14 protein-coding genes are annotated in these 19,640 nt (G+C 72.2%); 5 read left to right on the forward strand and 9 right to left on the reverse strand.

The annotated features are described in order from the left end of the window. Window positions 1–39: 39 nt before the first annotated feature. Together OG447_RS14820 and OG447_RS14825 are read right to left on the reverse strand one after the other, a co-directional pair. Complete coding sequence (locus tag OG447_RS14820; RefSeq protein WP_266936958.1) at window positions 40–474, reverse strand: hypothetical protein; 435 nt, start codon at window positions 472–474, stop codon at window positions 40–42. Between the two features lie 10 nt (window positions 475–484). Then, window positions 485–1,213 (reverse strand): hypothetical protein, encoded by a 729-nt coding sequence (locus OG447_RS14825; RefSeq protein ID WP_266936959.1) that lies wholly within the window; start codon window positions 1,211–1,213, stop codon window positions 485–487. Window positions 1,214–1,357: 144 nt separating this feature from the next. Between OG447_RS14825 and OG447_RS14830 the strand changes: the two genes are divergently transcribed. The 3 genes from OG447_RS14830 (at window position 1,358) to OG447_RS14840 (ending at window position 5,001) form a co-directional block, all read left to right on the forward strand. Beyond that, window positions 1,358–2,074: a Crp/Fnr family transcriptional regulator gene (locus tag OG447_RS14830; protein WP_266936960.1), complete on the forward strand. Its 717-nt coding sequence runs from the start codon at window positions 1,358–1,360 to the stop codon at window positions 2,072–2,074. A 526-nt stretch (window positions 2,075–2,600) separates the two neighbouring features. After that, window positions 2,601–4,706 carry an ATP-binding protein gene (locus OG447_RS14835; protein ID WP_266936961.1) on the forward strand — a complete coding sequence of 702 codons (2,106 nt, stop codon included), beginning with the start codon at window positions 2,601–2,603 and terminating at the stop codon, window positions 4,704–4,706. 13 nt (window positions 4,707–4,719) lie between these two features. Next, complete coding sequence (locus OG447_RS14840; protein ID WP_266936962.1) at window positions 4,720–5,001, forward strand: hypothetical protein; 282 nt, start codon at window positions 4,720–4,722, stop codon at window positions 4,999–5,001. A gap of 446 nt (window positions 5,002–5,447) precedes the next feature. On the opposite strand, the gene OG447_RS14845 is transcribed toward OG447_RS14840, so the two are convergent. Continuing rightward, on the reverse strand, window positions 5,448–5,750 hold the full coding sequence (locus OG447_RS14845) for a hypothetical protein (protein ID WP_266936963.1): 303 nt from the start codon (window positions 5,748–5,750) through the stop codon (window positions 5,448–5,450). Window positions 5,751–5,976: 226 nt separating this feature from the next. On the opposite strand from OG447_RS14845, the gene OG447_RS14850 reads away from it, so the two are divergent. Further along, window positions 5,977–7,704 carry a carbohydrate-binding module family 20 domain-containing protein gene (locus OG447_RS14850; protein WP_266936964.1) on the forward strand — a complete coding sequence of 576 codons (1,728 nt, stop codon included), beginning with the start codon at window positions 5,977–5,979 and terminating at the stop codon, window positions 7,702–7,704. A gap of 151 nt (window positions 7,705–7,855) precedes the next feature. Beyond that, window positions 7,856–13,216, forward strand: coding sequence for a pullulanase-type alpha-1,6-glucosidase (gene pulA / locus OG447_RS14855; RefSeq protein WP_266936965.1), 5,361 nt, complete (start codon window positions 7,856–7,858; stop codon window positions 13,214–13,216). Between the two features lie 107 nt (window positions 13,217–13,323). Here pulA and OG447_RS14860 read toward each other — a convergent pair whose 3' ends face one another. The 6 genes from OG447_RS14860 to OG447_RS14885 form a co-directional block, all read right to left on the reverse strand. Continuing rightward, entirely contained in the window at window positions 13,324–13,896 is a 573-nt protein-coding gene (locus tag OG447_RS14860) for a hypothetical protein (protein WP_266936966.1), read from the reverse strand. 203 nt (window positions 13,897–14,099) lie between these two features. Further along, window positions 14,100–14,627: a GNAT family N-acetyltransferase gene (locus OG447_RS14865; RefSeq protein ID WP_266936967.1), complete on the reverse strand. Its 528-nt coding sequence runs from the start codon at window positions 14,625–14,627 to the stop codon at window positions 14,100–14,102. 25 nt (window positions 14,628–14,652) lie between these two features. Then, window positions 14,653–15,363 (reverse strand): TetR/AcrR family transcriptional regulator, encoded by a 711-nt coding sequence (locus OG447_RS14870; protein WP_266936968.1) that lies wholly within the window; start codon window positions 15,361–15,363, stop codon window positions 14,653–14,655. Between the two features lie 69 nt (window positions 15,364–15,432). Next, window positions 15,433–16,476 (reverse strand): PDR/VanB family oxidoreductase, encoded by a 1,044-nt coding sequence (locus tag OG447_RS14875; protein ID WP_266936969.1) that lies wholly within the window; start codon window positions 16,474–16,476, stop codon window positions 15,433–15,435. Next, complete coding sequence (locus OG447_RS14880; protein WP_266936970.1) at window positions 16,473–17,369, reverse strand: metal-dependent hydrolase; 897 nt, start codon at window positions 17,367–17,369, stop codon at window positions 16,473–16,475. The genes OG447_RS14875 and OG447_RS14880 overlap by 4 nt, the downstream gene beginning before the upstream one ends. Window positions 17,370–17,499: 130 nt before the next feature. Beyond that, a complete protein-coding gene (locus OG447_RS14885; RefSeq protein WP_266938881.1) occupies window positions 17,500–19,428 on the reverse strand; it encodes a hypothetical protein in 1,929 nt (642 codons plus the stop codon). Between the last annotated feature and the right edge of the window lie 212 nt (window positions 19,429–19,640).

Genomic DNA, 19,640 nt, shown 5'->3' on the forward strand with positions numbered 1-19,640 from the left:
ACGAAGCAGACGATGATGCCGGGGTCACCAAGAGTTCCACTATGTCTCCCGTGAGTGGGTGGCGTTGCAGGCGTGCAGGTCGCCGTGCTGCACCGCGAAGACCCTTCCGGAGTCCCGGGCGGCGTTGGTCTGCCCGAAACTGACCAGCGGCCGGTCCGCCGGGAAGGCGCGGTCGGCCTCGTCGGCCAGGCGGGTCAGGGGCTCGCGGCAGGAAGGGTCCTGTCGGAGGAGTTCCGTCAGTTCCAGGACCCACAGGCCGAACAGTGTGCGCCGGACATCGTCCGGGATCGCCGAATCGCGTACGAGGGCGGCATTGCCGTCGAGTTGGGCCTCGATCGCGGTCTGGCGGCTCCTGTCGGCCCGTTGGAACAGCCCGATGACGGTGTCTCTCGTGCTCTGCCACAGGTCTGTGGTCATTGCCGTGACCACCGCCGCGGCGCCTGCCTGTGCCAGAGCGGTCAACTCCGCGTCCATGAAAGCTCCCTTATGACCTTCCGGTCAGGTGGATGTTCTGCGTACCAGTGCCCGTCGCGTAGATGACGCCGTTTCCCGACGCCTTGTTGACCATCCGCGACTCGGGGGAAGCAGCCATGGGGGTGGGCGTGGCGGCTGCCCCGTGTCGCGGATCGGTCGCGGAACCGGGCAGGTGCAGCCACGCGTCCGCGGTGTATTCCTTCTCGGTGAGAGTGACTTTGTGAAAGGACTCCGGATCGATTCCGGGATACCCGTGCCGAACCGTTTCCTCGTGGAAGTGCTCCGACACGACGAGCGAGGCGGTCAAGGATTCCGGGGCATCGGCCAGGGCGATTCGGGCCGGAGCCGCGTCGAGCAGCCGGGCGAGCACTTCGAGCGGCCGTCCGGTGGCCTCGCCTGCCGGGCCGAGGAACACGTCGCCGGCGTGCAACGCGACGCGGACGCGGATGCGCGTCGCCGGCCCCGCAGTGCGGTTGTGGGCGCGGAGCCGGACCGTGAGTTCATGGATCAGTGGGTGGATCAGCCGGGTCTTGCGGATCCCGTACGGCGCGATCACCCGGAGGCCGTCGCCCAGATCACCGAGCAGGCATGCCTTCCATTCGATCCCGCTGTCCTCGAACGACTCCCGGAGGACGGCCGTCAGCACCTCGCGGATCTGGTGGAACGCGACGTTGCCGCGCCCGGCCGACCGTTCTATGTCGACGGCCAGCATGGCCCGGTATGCCACTTCTTCTTCCATGCGACTCTCCTCGGTTGCAACGGATCCCGTCCTCACTGTGACGCATGCGCGCTGTGAACATCCCGTCCTCGTACGGGATTGGGCCGCCGGTCCGGGTGCGCGGCGGTGCCGGAGGGGGACAACGAACCCATGGGGGAGAGAGACATGGACCGAGGCATGGCCCGGCGCGGACTCCGTGAGGAGTGGGACTGGCCGCCGGCCAGCCTGCTCGGTGGTCTCCCCAAGGACGCCCGCGATCAGTTGCTCGCGCTCGGCACCCGTGTCCGGTACGAGGCCGGCCGCGTGCTCATGCGCGAATCGGAGTGGACCAGCTTCGTACTGATCCTCCTCGACGGAGTGGTCAAGGCCACCGGGCGCATCCAGGACGGCCGGGATGCCCTGCTGGCGGTCCGGATGGGTGGCGACCTCGTCGGTGAACTCGCCGCCGTGGACGGGCGTCCCCGGTCGGCGACGGTCACCACCTGCGGGACCGTCCTGGTGCGGACGGTCCCGCGCGCCCTCTTCCTCGACTGCCTACGGCGCCATCCGGGGATCGCGCTCGCCGTCAACACGTCCATCGTGACCAAGCTTCGCGTCGCCAACGCCCGCCGCATCGACCTCGCGGGCTGCGACGCCGCCACCCGGCTGGCCCGGGTGCTGCACCAGATCGCGATGACATACGGCGAGCGCGTCGGCGAAGGAGCGGTGATCCACTGGCCGATCACCCAACCGGAGCTGGCCACTCTGTCCGGTACGGCGGAACCCACCGTGCACAAGGCGTTGCGCAGACTCCGCGAAGCCGGCGTGGTCTCTACGGGTTATCGGAGCATCAGGGTCGACGATCTCGCGCTGCTGAGCAGCATCGCGTTCGCCGAGCCGTGAAAGGAGCGAGCGGAAACCATCCTGCGACGGGTTCGCGGGCCTGTGCCGTGGCTACTGTGGCCCGACGGCGCACCCGCCGAGGCGGGCGCCGAAGGGGGCTGTCAGGCCCTGCCCGACGGAGCTGACGGGGGTTGCGATGGTAGAGCCGCAAGAGCCGCAAGAGCCGCAAGAGGTCGCAGAGGGAGGCAGTGCGTCGGCCGGGAACGAGGCCGGGTACCAGATCCACATCGCCGGGAACGCGGCCGCTCCGGTGATCGCGGGCAACCACAACGTGGTGCTGGACGCGCATCACGGGTCGACCGTGACCCTGCTGATGGAACGGGAACAACCCCGGCCCGTACGCCGGGACCAGATCGGACTCCTGCCGCGGCGACAGCACGCCCCACTGGGCCGCGAGGCCGAACTCTCGGCTCTGGCCGTGGCGATGGGGGACGGCGGGCCGGTGCAGCTGTGGGGTCCGCCCGGCGTAGGCAAGAGCACGCTCCTGCGGTACGCGGCCAGGACCCTCCATCCCGGACCGGACGGGGTGCTGTTCCTGAGCGGTGCCCACCGGGAGCCCGGTGACCTGGCCCAGGAGATCTTCGAAGCCTGTTACGAAGCCGCACGGTATGTCCCGTCGGGCCCGGAGCTCCGCCGGCTGATGACGGGCATACGGGTGACGGTGTACATGGACAACGCCGAGCTGACCGCAGACCAGATACGGGAGCTCATGGACGCGGCCCCGGACGCGTGCTTCGTCTTCGCCGGCCGGGAACGGTCGCTGCTTGGCGAGGGCACGGCGCTGGAGCTCACGGGGCTCGACCGCGGTGCGGGACTGGAACTCCTGACCCGGGAAGTCGGTAACCCCACACCGGAGGGTGAACGCGCCGCCGTCGAACTGTGGCAGGCGGCGGCGGGGCGGCCGCTGTTCCTGCTGCGCGCGGCGGCTCTCGCCCGGCGCGACGCCGCGGGCGTGGTGGTGCTGCCTCTGCCCGGCGCGCTGGCGGAGGTGCTGCCGCTGCTGCTCGACCAGCTCGACCCGGAGGCGATGAGAGGCCTGCACCTGCTGGCAACGCTGGCCGATGCGGAGTTGGACCCGGTGCACGTCGGCGCTCTGGCGGGCGCGACGAATCCGGCCGCCCTGTGCGGCCGACTGGTGGACCTGGGCCTGGCCGAGGCCACGGAACGGGGGTTCCGTTGCGCGACCGACACCGTACAGGCACTGCGGGGACGCAACCTGGATCCGTTCCCGGTTGCCCGGCTGTGTGAGTACTTCGCCTGGTGGGTCACGCGGAGGTCGACGTCACCCGGCCAGATCGCCGATCACGCCAGGGCCTTGGAGATCGCGGCAGAGCTCGCGGAACGGGCTGGCCGGCCGGACCTCGCGGTCTCGGTCGCAAGGGCTGCCTCGCCCGCCCTTGCCCGATCGCTGCGGTTCGGCCAGTGGGGGCGGGTGCTCGGCCGGGGCCGTATCGCCGCCCAGCACGCGGGTGACCAGCGCGCCCTGGCCTATTTCACCCATGAGGAAGGCATCAGGAGTCTGCTGACCGGCCGACGGGTGGTGTCCGGGATCCTGCTCGCGGAGGCCGCCATACTGTGGCGGCAGTTGGGGGACACGGCGGGCGCGAACGCGGCGGCGGGTGCCCAGCAGTACGCCCCGTCGCAGCTCCCGCTGGACCCGTCGCTGCCGGACCCGTCGCTGCCGGACCCGTCGCTGCCGGACCCGTCGCTGTCGGGGTCGTCGTCGCCTGACACGTTGCCGTCGGGGCAGTCGCAGCCGGTCCCGGTGGACGGGGGCTCGTCATCGGTGGTACCGGGTGATCCTTCGGTGGCCGGTCAATCCGTGATGCCCGCAGACCCCGTGTCGGTACCGGCTGAGGCGGTCTCGGGGAGTGGGTCCACCGCCGGACCGGGCGGGAGCGGAGCGGATCCGGGCCTGACCGACCACGCGGCGGCCCATACCGGGGACTTGGTGGTGACGCCGATGCCGGCAGGGCCCGGGCCGGCGGCGCCGATGCCGCCCGGCGCGGAACAGGTCGGCAGCGTCGTGGGCAATGCGGCGGGAGGCGTGTCCACAGGAGCCGCCGCCACGGCCGGCGGTGCGGGAGCGGCCGGAGCGTCTGCTCTCACGGTGGTGCTCACCGTGATCGCCATCAGCGCCGCCCTCGTCATCGCTGCCGTGGCCATCGGCCAGCAGCAGACCACCGATGACCCGCCGTCGGTTGCTGCCTCGACTGCGAGGCCGACGCCCACCCGCGTGCCTGTCATTCCGGTGCCGACTGGCCTGCCGGCCGAGCCGCGCCCGACGCCCACACCTACGCCGACGCCCACCGGCCTGGCTGGCGTGTGGAGGGATGACCAGGGAGCCGTCCACAAGATCGAAGAGGAGCGTCCCGGGGTGTACGCGCTGAGGTTCACGCCGATATGCGGCGGGGAAATCACTATGAAACTCACCGGTGCGGGTGGCATCTACCGGTCCACGGACGAACCCTTGTATGAGGAGGGTTCATGTGCCCTGATCGGATATTTCAAGTCGGAGATCACCGTCGCTGCTGACGGAAGGACCGCACTGTGGAGCGGCGAACCTCCCGCAGGCGCTGCGGATCTCACATGCCTCAACTGCGAGCCGATCGCACTCACCCGCGTCGAGTGAAGGAGTTCCCGATATGCCATCCGCCGCAGGCGACCGCTTCACGATCCGGATCGGTGGCGACGCCTCCGCGCCCGTCGTGGCCGGTCACCACAACCACGTCGAGGTCCACCGGGCGGCCGAGCCCGCGGTCGCCGACGAGCCCGGCCAAGCCCCCGGCGCGACCCAGACCAATACCGCCAGCGACCACGCCAGCGTCTACACCGTCATGAACGGCGAACTGCACATCCACCAATACGAGGACCAGCCCGCGCCACATACGGCCCCTGACCCTCCATCGGCTCCGCCACCCCCGTGATGCAGGAAGCCCGGGCGCCCGGCAACGCCGCCCTTCGGGCGAAACAACGCCCGAACCCGCCCGGGCGCAGGGTTCCGTACCGCTATCGGGCGGTGAGCAGGCTGTCCCGATTGGCGTACCAGCGCAGGGAGTCTCGGATTCCGTCCTCGATGGAGTGCTCGGCCTTCCAGCCCAGGGCCGAGGAGCTGGCACCCGGGGTGATCCGTACGCATGTGGCGTCCCGGGCGGTCGTGAGAGACCTCCTGCTCGTCTCGGGGCGGGCTGCACCGGACGAACTCCGCGCTTTGGCCGAGCGTACTGACAGCCTCGGCTGAGTGGAGCGGTAGCCGGCTGAGCGAGGCGTCGGTCGTAGTGGCACCGGCCTTGTCGGGAGCGTCCCGCCGGACGGATCCGGCTGAGGGCCGGAGGTGTGGTCGGCGCCACCGGGCCCCGGGCTCGTGTCTGCTTCAGCCGGAGGTCTTGCAGTCGCGGCCCTTGACGACCCACGTCCCCATGTACAGGTGGGAGATGGTCTGGGGGCAGTACCACTTGTAGCCGGTGTCGGCCTGGACGATGTAGGCGGGTTGGAGCGGGCCCGGCGAGCCGATGACTCCGCAGGGGCCGGCGTCGATGTTCCGGGCGCTGAACGTGAGCTTTTGGCAGGTGAACGTGGGTGCGTCGGCGGCGTACGCGGTGGCGGGGGCCGCCGTGGCGGCCAGGGCGAGGGTGAGGGCGAGAGCGGCCGTGGTGCGCAACAGGTGCTTGATCATGCCCTGTTGGTAGCGGTTGGCCACCCTTCTTGGGATTCGCTTTGGCCGGGGCTCACCCGGTCGGCCGGGTCGGTTCACCGGAGAAACGTCCCGCCCCGCGCCTGCCTTGGCCAGGACACGCACGGGAAACAATTCTGCAATCTCTTGCGCAAGGTCTTGCAACATTCCGGGGTGCCCCCCTACGGTCGCGACAATCCCCACCTCTCCCGCCAGGAGGCCCCCCCACATGTCTGTCAGAGCCGCCAGACCCGCACGAGCCCCCGGAGTTGCCGGTGCCGCCGCCGCGGTCCTGCTCGCCGCCGCGAGCCTCACCGCCCAGGCGCCGCAGGCCCAGGCCGCGCCGCCCGGCGACAAGGACGTCACCGCCGTCCTTTTCGAGTGGAAGTTCGACGCCGTGGCCGCGGCCTGCACCGGCACCCTCGGTCCCGCCGGATACGGGTACGTCCAGGTGTCGCCGCCCCAGGAGCACATCCAGGGGGCGCAGTGGTGGACGTCCTATCAGCCCGTCAGTTACAAGATCGCCGGACGGCTGGGGGACCGGGCCGCCTTCAAGGCCATGGTCGACACGTGCCATGCCGCCGGGGTGAAGGTCGTCGCCGACTCCGTCATCAATCACATGGCCGCCGGGGACGGGACGGGGACGGGGGGAAGTTCGTACACGAAGTACGGGTACCCGGGCATCTACTCCGGTTCCGACATGGACGACTGCCGCGCGGTCATTTCGAACTACCAGGACCGGGGCAACGTCCAGAACTGCGAGCTCGTGCAGCTCGCGGACCTGGATACGAGTGAGGACTACGTCCGCGGGCGGATCGCCGGGTACCTGAACGACCTGCTGTCGCTGGGAGTCGACGGCTTCCGGATCGACGCCGCCAAGCACATGCCCGCCGCCGATCTGGCCAACATCAAGTCCCGGCTGAGCAATCCCGGCGTTTACTGGAAGCAGGAGGCCATCTTCGGGGCCGGCGAGGCCGTCTCGCCGAGTGAGTACCTCGGCAACGGTGACGTGCAGGAGTTCCGTTACGCCCGGGACCTGAAGCGGGTCTTCCAGAACGAGAACCTGGCCTACCTGAAGAACTTCGGTGAGGCCTGGGGGCACATGCCCAGTGGGCAGAGTGGTGTGTTCGTCGACAACCACGACACCGAGCGTGGCGGGGACACCCTCAGCTACAAGGACGGCTCCGCCTACACCCTCGCCAACGTGTTCATGCTGGCCTGGCCCTACGGCTCCCCGGACGTGCACTCCGGCTACGAGTGGACCGACAAGGACGCCGGCCCGCCGAACGGCGGTGCGGTGAGCGCCTGTTACGCCGACGGCTGGAAGTGCCAGCACGCCTGGCGGGAGATCTCCTCGATGGTCGCCTTCCGCAACGCGGCCCGCGGGCAGTCCGTCACCAACTGGTGGGACAACGGCGGCGACCAGATCGCCTTCGGGCGCGGCTCCAAGGCGTACGTCGCGATCAACCACGAGGCGGGCGCGCTGTCCCGTACCTTCCAGACCTCGCTCCCGGGCGGCGACTACTGCGACGTGCAGAGCGGGCGTACGGTCACCGTGGGCGCGGGCGGGCAGTTCACCGCCACCCTCGGGGCCGGGACGGCCCTCGCCCTGCACGCGGGCGCCCGTACCTGCTCCGGCGGCACGACCCCGCCGCCGTCGGGCACCTCCGGTGCCTCCTTCGCCGTCAACGCCACCACCGTGGCGGGGCAGAACATCCACGTCGCCGGGGACCGCGCCGAACTCGGCAGCTGGAACACCGGCAGCGCCCCGAAGCTCGACCCGGCCTCGTACCCCGTCTGGAAGCTCGACGTCGCCCTCCCGGCCGGCACGACCTTCGCGTACAAGTACGTCCGCAAGGACGCCGCCGGCAACGTCACCTGGGAGAGCGGAGCCAACCGCACTGCCACCGTTCCCGCGAGCGGCAAGGTCACGCTGACCGACACCTGGCGCACCTAGGGGGTGTCCGGTGGGTCATGGCCGGGCCCGGGCCTGATCCACCGGACCCCGCCCTGGCCGCCGCTCCACAGACCAGGGCCGCCCGGCACCACCTTTCCCGCCACCGCCGGGCGGCCCTCATCCATGCGACCCGTACACAAGGAGATCCGCCTTGATACGTCCTGCCGCAGGAGTCCTCGCCGCCGCCCTGGCCGTGACGCTCCTGCCCGCCCTGCCCGCCGCGGCCGCGGCGAAGCCGCCCGCCCCGCCGTCGGACGCGAAGCTGGCCGCCGAACCGGCCCGGCACGACCTGACCCGGGAGCAGTTCTACTTCGTGCTCCCGGACCGGTTCGCGAACGGCGACCCGCGCAACGACCGGGGCGGCCTGACCGGCTCCCGGACGCAGACGGGCCTGGACCCGACGGACAAGGGCTTCTACCAGGGTGGTGACCTCAAGGGCCTGACCGACCGGCTCGACTACATCAAGGGCCTGGGGACCACGGCGATCTGGATGGCGCCGATCTTCAAGAACCAGCCGGTGCAGGGCAAGGGCGACGACGTCTCGGCCGGCTACCACGGCTACTGGATCACCGACTTCACGCAGGTCGACCCGCACTTCGGCACCAACGCCGATCTGGAGCGGCTGATCGACAAGGCGCACGGGAAGGGGATGAAGGTCTTCTTCGACGTCATCACCAACCACACCGCCGATGTCGTCGACTACCGGGAGGGGTCCTACGACTACCTGTCCAAGGGGGCCTTCCCCTATCTGACGAAGGACGGGGTGCCGTTCGACGACGCCGACTACGTCGCAGACGCAGCAGGCGGGGACGGGAAGCGGAAGTTCCCGAAGACCGGGCCCGGCACCTTCCCGCGTACGCCGTTCGTGCCCGAGGCGAAGAAGGACCTCAAGGTCCCCGCCTGGCTCAACGACCCCTCGATGTACCACAACCGCGGCGACTCCACCTTCGCCGGGGAGTCCTCCGAGCAGGGTGACTTCTTCGGCCTGGATGATTTGTGGACCGAGCGGCCCGAGGTCGTCAGCGGGATGGAGAAGATCTACGAGAAGTGGGTCAAGGACTTCGACATCGACGGTTTCCGGATCGATACCGTCAAGCACGTCAACACCGGCTTCTGGAGTCAGTGGGCCACCGCCCTCGACAAGTACGCGGCCCAGCGCGGCCGGGACGACTTCTTCATGTTCGGTGAGGTCTACTCCGCCGACACCGCCGTCACCTCCCCGTACGTGACGCGCGGCCGCCTCGACGCCACCCTCGACTTCCCGCTCCAGGACGCGGTCCGCGCCTACGCCTCCCAGGGCGCGGGAGCCGGCCGGCTGGCCTCCGTACTGGCCGATGACTACCGGTACACCAGCGACAAGGCGAACGCCTACGAGCAGGTGACCTTCCTCGGCAACCACGACATGGGCCGTTTCGGGAGCTTCCTGAAGCAGGACCGGCCGGGCGCGGGGGAGCAGGAGCTGCTGGACCGCTACCGGCTCGCCAACGAGCTGATGTTCCTCTCCCGGGGCAACCCGGTGATCTACTCCGGCGACGAGCAGGGCTTCACGGGCGCGGGCGGCGACAAGGACTCCCGCCAGCCGCTCTTCGCCTCGCAGGTCGCCGATTATCTGGATGACGACCAGCTCGGAACGGTGCGCACACACGCGAGCGACGCTTACGATCCGGAGCACCCGCTCTACCAGCAGATCAGTGCTCTCTCGAAGCTGACGAAGGCCCACCCGGCCCTGCGTGACGGCATCCAGAGCAAGCGCCTCGCCGACGGGTCCGTCTACGCCTTCGCCCGGACCGACGCCCGCAGCCGCACCGAGTACCTGGTCGCCGCCAACAACGGGACCGAGCCCCGGACGGTGGAGATCGACGCCCCGGCCGGCACCCAGTACCGCAGCCTGTACGGCGGCTTCGCACTGCCGCGCGCCTCCTCGGCGGGCAAGCTCCGCGTCGCCGTACCCGCCCTCGGCACGGTGGTTCTCCAGGCCACCACCCCCCTGGCCGAGCCCGCCACCGGGCCCACCCTGACCCTCAAGGCCCCGGCCCCCGGCGCCGCCGGCACCGTCGAGCTCTCCGCCGAGGTCACCGGAGGCGGCCTGAACCGGGTCGTCTTCGCCGCGCAGACCGGCAACGGGAAGTGGCAGGTGCTCGGTTCCGCCGACCACGCCCCCTACAAGGTCACCCAGCACGTCACCGCCCCCGCGGGCACCGTCCTGCGCTACAAGGCCGTCGTCGTGGACTCCGCGGGCCGCACCGCAGGCGCCCTCGCCGAGTCCCTGGCCGGCCAGGTCCCGCCGAAGGAGACCCCCACCGCCACCCAGCGCGACTACGCCGTCGTGCACTACAACCGGCCCGACGGGGACTACACGAACTGGCGGCTGTACGCCTGGGGCGACATCGCCGAGGGCGAGGCCACTCCCTGGCCTGAGGGCCACGCCTTCACCGGCCGCGACGCCTACGGGGCCTTCGCCCACGTCAAGCTCAAGCCCGGCGCCTCCTCCGTCGGCTACCTCGTCATCGACAAGGACGGCAACAAGGACGTCGCCGCCGACCGCACCGTCGACGTGACCAAGACGGGCGAGATCTGGCTGGAGCAGGGCAAGGAACCCGCCCGCACAGAACGCCCCGCCCACCCGCCGCAGGACACCACCAAGGCCGTCCTGCACCACCAGCGCCCCGACGGCGCCTACGACGGCTGGGGCCTGCACGTCTGGACCGGCGCGGCCACCCCCACCGACTGGTCCAAGCCGCTGCTCCCGGCCCGCACCGACTCCTACGGCGCGGTGTACGAGGTTCCGCTCGCCGCCGGGGCCACCTCGCTCAGCTACATCCTGCACAAGGGCGACGAGAAGGACCTCCCCTCCGACCAGTCCCTCGACCTGAAGGCCACCGGCCACGAGGTCTGGATGCTGGGAGGCCGCCAGGAGTACCTGCTCCCGCAGCCCGCGGGATCCGCCGCCGCCCTGGACCTCACCACCTCGAAGGCCGTCTGGATCGACCGCGACACCCTCGCCTGGGACGCCCCCGCGGCCGCCGCCTCCGTACAGCTCCTCGCTTCCCGCGAGGGCACCGTCACCGCCGCGAACGGCGTCCTGCACGAGGGCGGCGCCCAGTGGCTGCGCCTGACCCGGTCCGAGCTCACCGCCGCCCAGAAGGAGAAGTTCCCGCACCTGGCGAAGTACGCCGCCCACACCGTCGACCCCCGCGACCGGGACCGGGTCCGGGACGCCCTGCGCGGCCAGCTCGTCGCGAGCGCCCGCGCCGCGAACGGCGCCGTCCTCGCCGCCACCGGAGTCCAGCTCGCCGGAGTCCTGGACGACCTGTACACGACGAACACCCCGCTCGGCCCCGTCTTCAAGGACGGCCGCCCCACCCTCTCCGTCTGGGCCCCGACCGCCCAGCAGGTCGCCCTCGAACTCGACGGCCGCACCGTCGCCATGCGCCGCGACGACACCACCGGCGTCTGGTCGGTGCGCGGTGAACGGAGCTGGACCGGCAAGCCGTACCGCTACGCCGTCACCGTCTGGGCCCCGAGCACCCGCCAGCTGGTCCGCAACCTGGTCACCGATCCGTACTCCACGGCCCTGACCGCCGACTCCACGCACAGCCTCGCCGTGGACCTGGCCGACCCGAAGCTCGCCCCGCCCGGCTGGCGGGACCTGCGCAAGCCCGCGCCCGTCCCCTTCACCTCCGCGCAGATCCAGGAGCTGCACGTCCGCGACTTCTCCGTCGCTGACCGCACCAGCGGCCACCCCGGCCAGTACCTGGCCTTCACCGACACCGGCTCGGCCGGCATGACGCACCTGCGGTCCCTGGCCCAGGCCGGCACCTCGTACGTCCACCTCCTGCCGGCCTTCGACATCGGCACGATCCCGGAGAAGCCCGCGGACCGCACCGAGCCCTCCTGCGACCTCAAGGTCTACGCGCCCGACTCCGAGGAGCAGCAGGCGTGCGTGACCGCCGCCGCGGCGAAGGACGCCTACAACTGGGGGTACGACCCGCTGCACTACACCGTGCCGGAGGGCAGCTACGCGAGCGATCCGCACGGCACCGCCCGCACCGTCGAGTTCCGCAGGATGGTCCAGTCCCTCAACGGGGCCGGGCTGCGCACCGTGATGGACGTGGTCTACAACCACACCGTCGCGGCCGGGCAGTCGGACAAGTCCGTCCTCGACCGCATCGTCCCCGGCTACTACCAGCGGCTGCTCGCCGACGGCTCCGTGGCCACCTCCACCTGCTGCTCCAACACCGCCCCCGAGAACGCGATGATGGGCCGTCTCGTCGTGGACTCGGTCGTCACCTGGGCCAAGGAGTACAAGGTCGACGGCTTCCGCTTCGACCTCATGGGACACCACCCGAAGGCCAACATCCTGGCCGTGCGCTCCGCCCTGGACGCCCTGACCGTCGAGAAGGACGGGGTGGACGGCAAGAAGATCGTCCTCTACGGGGAGGGCTGGAACTTCGGCGAGATCGCCGACGACGCCCGCTTCGTGCAGGCCACGCAGAAGAACATGGCCGGTACCGGCATCGCCACCTTCTCCGACCGGGCGCGCGACGCGGTCCGCGGCGGCGGCCCCTTCGACGAGGACCCGCGCGTGCAGGGCTTCGCCTCCGGGCTGTTCACCGAGCCGAACGGGTCCCCGGCCAACGGCACCCCGGCCGAGCAGAAGGCCCGCCTCCTGCACGCCCAGGACCTGATCAAGGTCGGCCTGTCCGGGAACCTCGCCTCGTACACCTTCACCGACACCGCCGGCCGCCGGATCAAGGGCTCCGAGCTGGACTACAACGGAGCCCCGGCGGGCTACGCGGCGGCACCCGGGGACGCCCTCGCCTACGCGGACGCCCACGACAACGAGTCGCTGTACGACGCTCTGGTGTTCAAACTGCCCGCCGCCACCTCCACGGCCGACCGGGCCCGCATGCAGACCCTGGCCATGGCCACGGCCACCCTTTCGCAGGGCCCGGCCCTCTCTCAAGCCGGCACGGACCTGCTCCGCTCGAAGTCCCTGGACCGCAACTCCTACGACAGCGGCGACTGGTTCAACGCCGTCCACTGGGACTGCCGGGACGGCAACGGCTTCGGCCGCGGGCTGCCCCCGGCGGCCGACAACCGCCCGAAGTGGCCCTACGCGAAGCCCCTGCTGACGGGCCCGGCCCCGGGCTGCGCCGAGATCGGCGCCACCGCGGGCGCCTACCGGGACCTGCTGAGGATCCGTACGACGGAACCGGCCTTCGCCCTCACCACCCCGCAGGCCGTCCAGGCGCAGCTGGCCTTCCCCCTCTCGGGCAAGGAGGAGACGCCCGGCGTGATCACCATGACGCTCGGGGACCTCGTGGTGGTCTTCAACGCCACGCCCACCGCCCAGGCCCAGCGCCTGCCCGCCCTCGCGGGCGGTGCGTACGCCCTGCACCCGGTCCAGGCCGCGGGCTCCGACCCCGCGGTCAAGCAGGCGGCGTACCGGGCGGCGACGGGGGAGTTCACGACGCCGGCCCGCACGGTGGCGGTCTTCAAGCGGGCCTGACCATCTGACCGTCCGACGGATGACAGCAACGACAGGGCGGTGCCGGCCGCGGACCGGCACCGCCCCGTCATGTCACCTCACGTGACCTCATACGGGGTCAGGCCGGCTCAGACCCAGATGCGCAGGGCTTCCATCCGCCGGGACTGCCCGGTGGTGCCCACGTAGACCGGGTTCCCGCCGGCCGCGTTCAGCCAGGCGTGGTCCTGCACGTGCGCCTGCGCCGCCACGCTGCCGGATCCGACCTGGAGCCCGAGTGCCTCCATCCGCCGCGACTGGCCGGTGGTGCCGACCGTCACGGCGGCGCCGTCCCCGGCGCACCGCCAGCCCTGCCAGCCGACGTCGGCGAGGTGGGCGTTGGCGCAGATGCCGCCGGTCCCGCTGGTCGCGATCACCGCGGCTTCCATCCGGCGGCTCTGCCCGGTGGTCCCGGCCACGCCTCCGTCGCACACCGTCGACTGCCAGCCGACGTCCTGGACATGGGCCGCGTAACAGACGGCCCGCGCGTTGGGGGCCAGCGCACGCTGCCTGGCCACCGCCGCCCGCACTTCGTCGACCACCGCGGCGGGCGCCTGCACGGACGCGGTGCCCGCGACCGCCGTGACCCCGGCCGGAGTCGGCGCCGACGGCTGCTGCTGGGCCCCGGCCGCCCCCGCGGCCCCCAGCACGCACGCCAGCGCCATGCCTAAGACGGCTCCCGCGGTCCTGCTCCTGGAATGCTCCACTGTGTTCCCCTCCTGGTACCGACTGGTCGCGCCCATCAGTACCGTCGCGCCGGAAGGGGCGGCAAGCGAAAGCCCGCGCCGAGGCCGAGAGCGGACCGGGCATGGCGTACGCCGGACGCTTGCGCCCGGACGCCCGCTGTGCGTACGCGGGTGCGAGGCCGTCAGGTGGTGTCGAGGCGCCGCTCCAGCAGGATCACCCCGTACACCCGGCCGTCCTCGGCCTGCTTCGAGGGGAACTCGCCGACCACCCGGTAGCCCGCGGAGCGGTAGTACGCGAGCAGCCGCGGGTTCGTGGACACGCAGTCCAGGCGCGCCCGCTCCCGCCCGGTCCGGGCGATCCGCCACTCCGCGTGCTCCAGGATCCGCCGTCCGGCCCCGGCGGGCGCGGCATCGCGTTCCACCATCAGGCGGTGCACGTAGCCCGCGACGGGCGGCTGCACCCCCCAGGCCTCCTCGTCGGACCACCACAGCTCGTACGCGCCCACGACCCGCCCGTCGGCGTCCTCGGCGAGCCACACCTCGCCCTCGCGCATCTTCGCGCGGAAGTGGGCGGCGTCCTTCCCGCCCGGCTTCCACTGGTCGATCCCGTGTTTGCGCATCCAGCGGGCGGCCCGGTCGTACAGCGACACCAGAATGCCGGCGTCCTTCTCCTCGGCCGGCCGGAACAACATCCCGTCGTCAATGATCACGCGGGCATTATCGCCGCGTGCTTGATCATCGCGGGTCGTCGGCCCCGCCCGGAACGAGTCCGCCGAGCCGGCCGACCAGCTCCCCGAAGGGCCCGTCGGCAGGTTCCCCGGACAGGATCCGCACCAGGATCCCCGCCATCTCCGTGTCGTACGCGGCGCTCACGGCGGCCAGCGCCGCGAAGTCGTGCACCAGCTGGAGCTCCAGCTCGGCCCGGGGGATCTTCCGCCCGTCCAGCCAGATCAGCGCGGTGGACTCGGCGAGGGACACCCACGACCGCACCACGAGCTCCAGCCGCGCGGGCGGCCGCTCGACCCCGATGTGCGCGATGATCTGCTCGTACGCGGCCTGCCGGACCTCGTCGATCATGGCGTTGGCCCGGCTGCTCCCGGCCGCCGGCCCTCCGCGCATCAACGCCGAGAAACCGGGCCCGTGGTCGTCCACGAAGGCGAAGAACCGCCCCATGACCCGCAGCAACCGCGCCCCGAGCGGCCCCTCCTGGGGCTCCACGAACCGCAGCGCCAACTCGTCGGCGGCCCGCCGCAGCGCGGCCTCGTACAGGCTCAGCTTGCCGGGAAAGTAGTGATAGACGAGCGGCCGCGATATCCCGGCCGCAGCCGCGATCTCGTCGATCGACACGTCGTCGGGCGACCGGTGGCTGAACAGCTCCAGGGCCACCCCGATCAACTGCTGCCGCCGCTCCTCGACACCCATCCTGCGTCGCACCCCGGTTGTCATGCGGACACCCTACTTCGCCCCTCCCCACCCCTGGCCAGGGCTGAAGCGCGCTGAGGGGGCGTCAGGACGTCAAAGGTCCAGGACGAGGCGGCCGCTCTTCGCGCGGGAGACGCACAGGAGCATCGAGTCCTCGCGTTCCTGGTCCGTGAGGAGTTCGTCGCGATGGGCCACCTCGCCCGACAGGACCCGTTGCCGGCAGGTGCCGCAGAAGCCCTGTTCGCAGGAGTACGGGGTGTCGGGCAGCGCCCGGCGGACCGCGGTGAGGGTGGACTCGTCCGCCGCGACCTCGATCGTGCGGCCCGAGCGGCGGAGTTCGACCGTGAAGGGCTCGGCCGGGCCGGCCGCCGCGGGGGCGAAACGTTCCAGGTGGACCGCCGCCGGATCGGGGGAGGCCTCGGTGACGGCCCGCATCAGGGGGTCCGGGCCGCAGCAGTAGACCAGGGTGCCCGGCCGGGCCGCGGCGAGCGGGGCCAGGTCGGGCAGGCCCGCCTCGTCCTGCGGGAAGAGCACCACCCGGTCGCCGTGGACGGCCAGTTCGGGGAGGAAGGGCATGCTCGCCCGGCTGCGGCCCCCGTACAGGAGGGTCCACTCGGCGCCGGCCGCCGTGGCCGCCCTGAGCATCGGCAGGAGTGGGGTGATGCCGATGCCGCCCGCGACGAAGACGTACGAGGGCGCCGGGACCAGCTCGAAGCGGTTGCGCGGGGGCCGCAGTTCGAGTTCGGCGCCCTCCACCAGCCGCTCGTGCGCCTCGCGGGAGCCGCCGCGGCCGTCCTCGACCAGGCGGATCGCGATCGTGTACGCACCCGCCTCCGCCGGGTCCCCGCACAGGGAGTACTGGCGGACCAGCCCCGACGGCAGGGTGATGTCCACGTGCGCGCCCGGGGTCCACGCCGGGAGCTCGGGGGAGCGCAGGGTCAGCAGCAGCACGCCCTCCGCCGGCTGCGTACGGGAGGTGATCCGCGCCCGCAGCCGGCGGCGCGGGGAGTGGCCCGAGACGGGGGTCTCCAGGGCCGGCAGGGGCCAGAGGGGGGACCGCGCTATGCGGTGGCGCAGGGCCCGCTTCGCCACCCAGGCCGCTCCCGCCACAGCCGTGACCGTCAGGGCGCGCCTCATGCCCGCGCACCGCCGTTCGCCCCGGGGGAGGTGGCGAGGTAGGCCGCCGCCTGGGCGGTCGAGCCCTCCTGCGAGGGGTGGTACGTACGGGAGAGGTACTTCGGGACGGACTTCAGCATGGAGCCCGTGGAGGGCAGCACCCCCTGCTGCCCGGCGCGGAAGAACTGGCCGAAGGAGGCCTTGCCGTCCACCAGGTGCGGGTCGTTCTCCATGAAGAACCGCACGCCCCGCTGCCACAGGAAGACCAGGGCCGAGAACCCGGTCGCCCAGGTCCGGGCCCGGCGGCGGTAGTTGCCGTCCACGTGCATGAAGAGGTCGAAGGCCACCGACCGGTGCTCGACCTCCTCCGCCCCGTGCCAGCGCAGCAGGTCCAGCATGGTGGGGTCGGCGCCCCGCCGGTCCAGCTCCTCGGCGTTCAGGACCCAGTCACCGAGGAACGCCGTGTAGTGCTCTATCGCCGCGATCATCGCGACGCGCTCCATCAGCCACCAGTGGCGCGCCCGGCCCGGCGGCAGGGTCCGGTCGCCGAGCAGCTTCTCGAAGAGCCAGTCCACCTGCGCGGTGTAGGGCGTCGGGTCCAGGCCGAGCCGCTTGAGGTGGGGCAGTACGTCGTCGTGCGCGGCGGCGTGCATGGCCTCCTGGCCGATGAAGCCGACGACGTCCGCCCGCAGCCGCTCGTCCTCGATGAGGGGCAGCACCTGCTTGTAGACGTGCACGAACCAGCGCTCACCCGCGGGGAGCAGCAGGTGCAGCACATTGATCATGTGCCCGGCGAAGGGATCGTTCGGCAGCCAGTGGAGCGGGGTGTGCTCCCAGCCGAAGGACACGTTCCGCGGGGCGAGGTCTATGTGTTCCGACGCCACGGGGGCGGGCGCGAGCGGCGTATTAGACATGGCGTCAATGTACTGATGGGTAGAGGGGAGGAGAACCCCTCTGCGCCCATTTCCTGGGACCCCGGGCCGATCGGCTCCGGGGACCGCCGGGGCCCGCCGGGGCCGTCCGTCGCGCGGCCCGGGCGGCCGCTCAGCGCAGCACGCCCGCCTTGGTGCCGTCCGTGAGTTTGCCCGACAAGTCGACCTGGGCGCCCTCCGGAGCCTTGACGGCCAGTCGGTTCCCGTTCGCGGACCCGCTGACTCCGCCGCCGGACACCGACAGCGAGGCGAACTGCGCACTGCCCGCCGCGAGCACGTACCACTGGCCCGCCCGTGACTTCCACAGCACGCCCGCCAGCACCCGCGGCTCCCGCGGCCCGCACGCCGCGGACCCCTCCGACCTGGCCGCCTGCGCCGCCAGCGCGGCACCCGGGGCCAGGAACTGCGCCTGCACCCGGTCGGCCGCGCCCTGCCAGGTCTCGGCCCGCGTGCAGAGCCAGGCCGCCGTCCCGTCGCCCTCGGGCAGCGGCTGCTTCGCGTAGGTCCAGGCGTTGACCGTGCGGACCCCGTGCGAGCGGACCGAGGGCAGCAGACAGGCGATCCTCGACCAGTCCCCGAGTTCCGCGGCCTCCGCCACATCGCGCTCGGCGCCCGGAGCGCCCGAGGTCAGCCGCGCCGGGGTCAGTTCACCGAGGTCCGTGATCAGCCGGGTGGCGCCGTCGCCGGTGAGGGCCAGGGCGTTCCAGCCGGTACAGCTGCCCGACGGGGCGGGGCCCGCCACCGGCGGGGTGAGCCCGTCCGGGGTCAGCTTCAGCGGGGCCGGCGCGTCGCCGGGCTTGAGCAGGTCGCGCAGGGCCGCGCCGGTGACCCAGGGCGCGGCGAGGTAGCGGACGTTCCCGTCGACCCGGCTGAGCACCAGCGCGGTCGCGGTGTCCGCCGAGGCCCCGTCGGTCCGGGCGAAGTCGAGGGCGGCGCCGGTGGTGCCGGCGCGCGGTTCGGCGTACCGCACCACGCGCAGCCCGTCGTACAGCAGGACCACCACGGCCTGGTCCACGGCGCCCGCGAACAGCAGCTGCGGCGGGCCCATCGGCGGCCCGGCGGGGGTGCCGGGCGTCGCCGAGACGACCACGGAGGCGCCGGGGCGCGCCCAGACGGCCAGCGCCCGGCGCAGCAGCTCCGCGTCGTCGGCGCGGTCGCCGCGCGCGGGCCAGGCGGAGAAGTCCGTACGGGAGGACGTACGCCACAGCGCGGGCGCGGCCCGGACCAGCTTCGCCGGATCCAGGGCCTGCTCGGCGGCGGCGTTGCGCGCGTACGGCGGGGCCGCGGCCCCGTCCGCGCCCCAGCCCCCGCCGGGCAGCGCGAGCAGCGCCCCGCACACCGCGAGGGCGGCCCCGGCGGCGAGGGCGGCCCGGGTCAGCCGGCGCCGGCGCAGCAGGTCGGTGGGCCGGGCCTGGAGCACGCACGGGTCGAACTCGGGGGAGGCGAAGAGGGCGTCGTGCAGCGGGTCCCCCGACCCGGCGACCGCGGCGGCGGGGTCCGCGACCCCGGCCTCGGTGAGCACCCGGAGCACCTCCGCCTCGGGCAGCCGCTCCAGGGCCCGCAGGACGCAGGCGGCCCGCCCGGGGCCGTCGAGGGTGGCCAGCCACTGGTCCAGGGCCAGTTCCTCGGCCCCGCCGGAGCGCGGGAACAGCCGCAGCCCCCACACCTGGGGGAGTACCGGCGGGAGCTGCGCGCGCCGGGGCAGGGCCCGGAAGGTCAGCGGGATCCCGCCCTCCAGGGCGGCGCGCAGCACGCGCAGCCGGACGTACGGATACCCGGAGTCGTCCGCGCCGCGCTGGCCCGGGACCCCGCCCCGCACGGCGGCCGCGTCGGCGTCGGCCGCCCGCCGCCCGCGCGGCAGGGCCCGCTGGACGAGCGAATGGGCGGTGAGCACCCGCCGGTTGCGGCCGAGGGAGGGCGGCAGCACCAGGTAGGCGAGCCGCACCAGCCGCGCGTAGTGCTCGACGATGGCGGCCTCGGCCTGTTCGACGTCGGGAGACAGGGGGCGGGTGGCGGTATCCGGCGCAGTCACGTTCAGCAGAACGAGCGAATCGTCGGATGGTCACCCGTCCCCGCGCAGGCGTTCGGGCCTTAGGGGGTGTCCGGTGGATCATGGCCGGGCCCGGGTCGGTTGGCGCCGCGGCTTGCCGCGTTGTCGTCGGTCGTCAATGCTCCGCAGTGACTCCCTCCTCCGCCTTGCAATCCACGGCACCAGCCGACCCGGGCTGTCCGACCCTGACCCACCGGACACCC

The organism is Streptomyces sp. NBC_01408, from assembly GCF_026340255.1.
Lineage (GTDB): Bacteria > Actinomycetota > Actinomycetes > Streptomycetales > Streptomycetaceae > Streptomyces.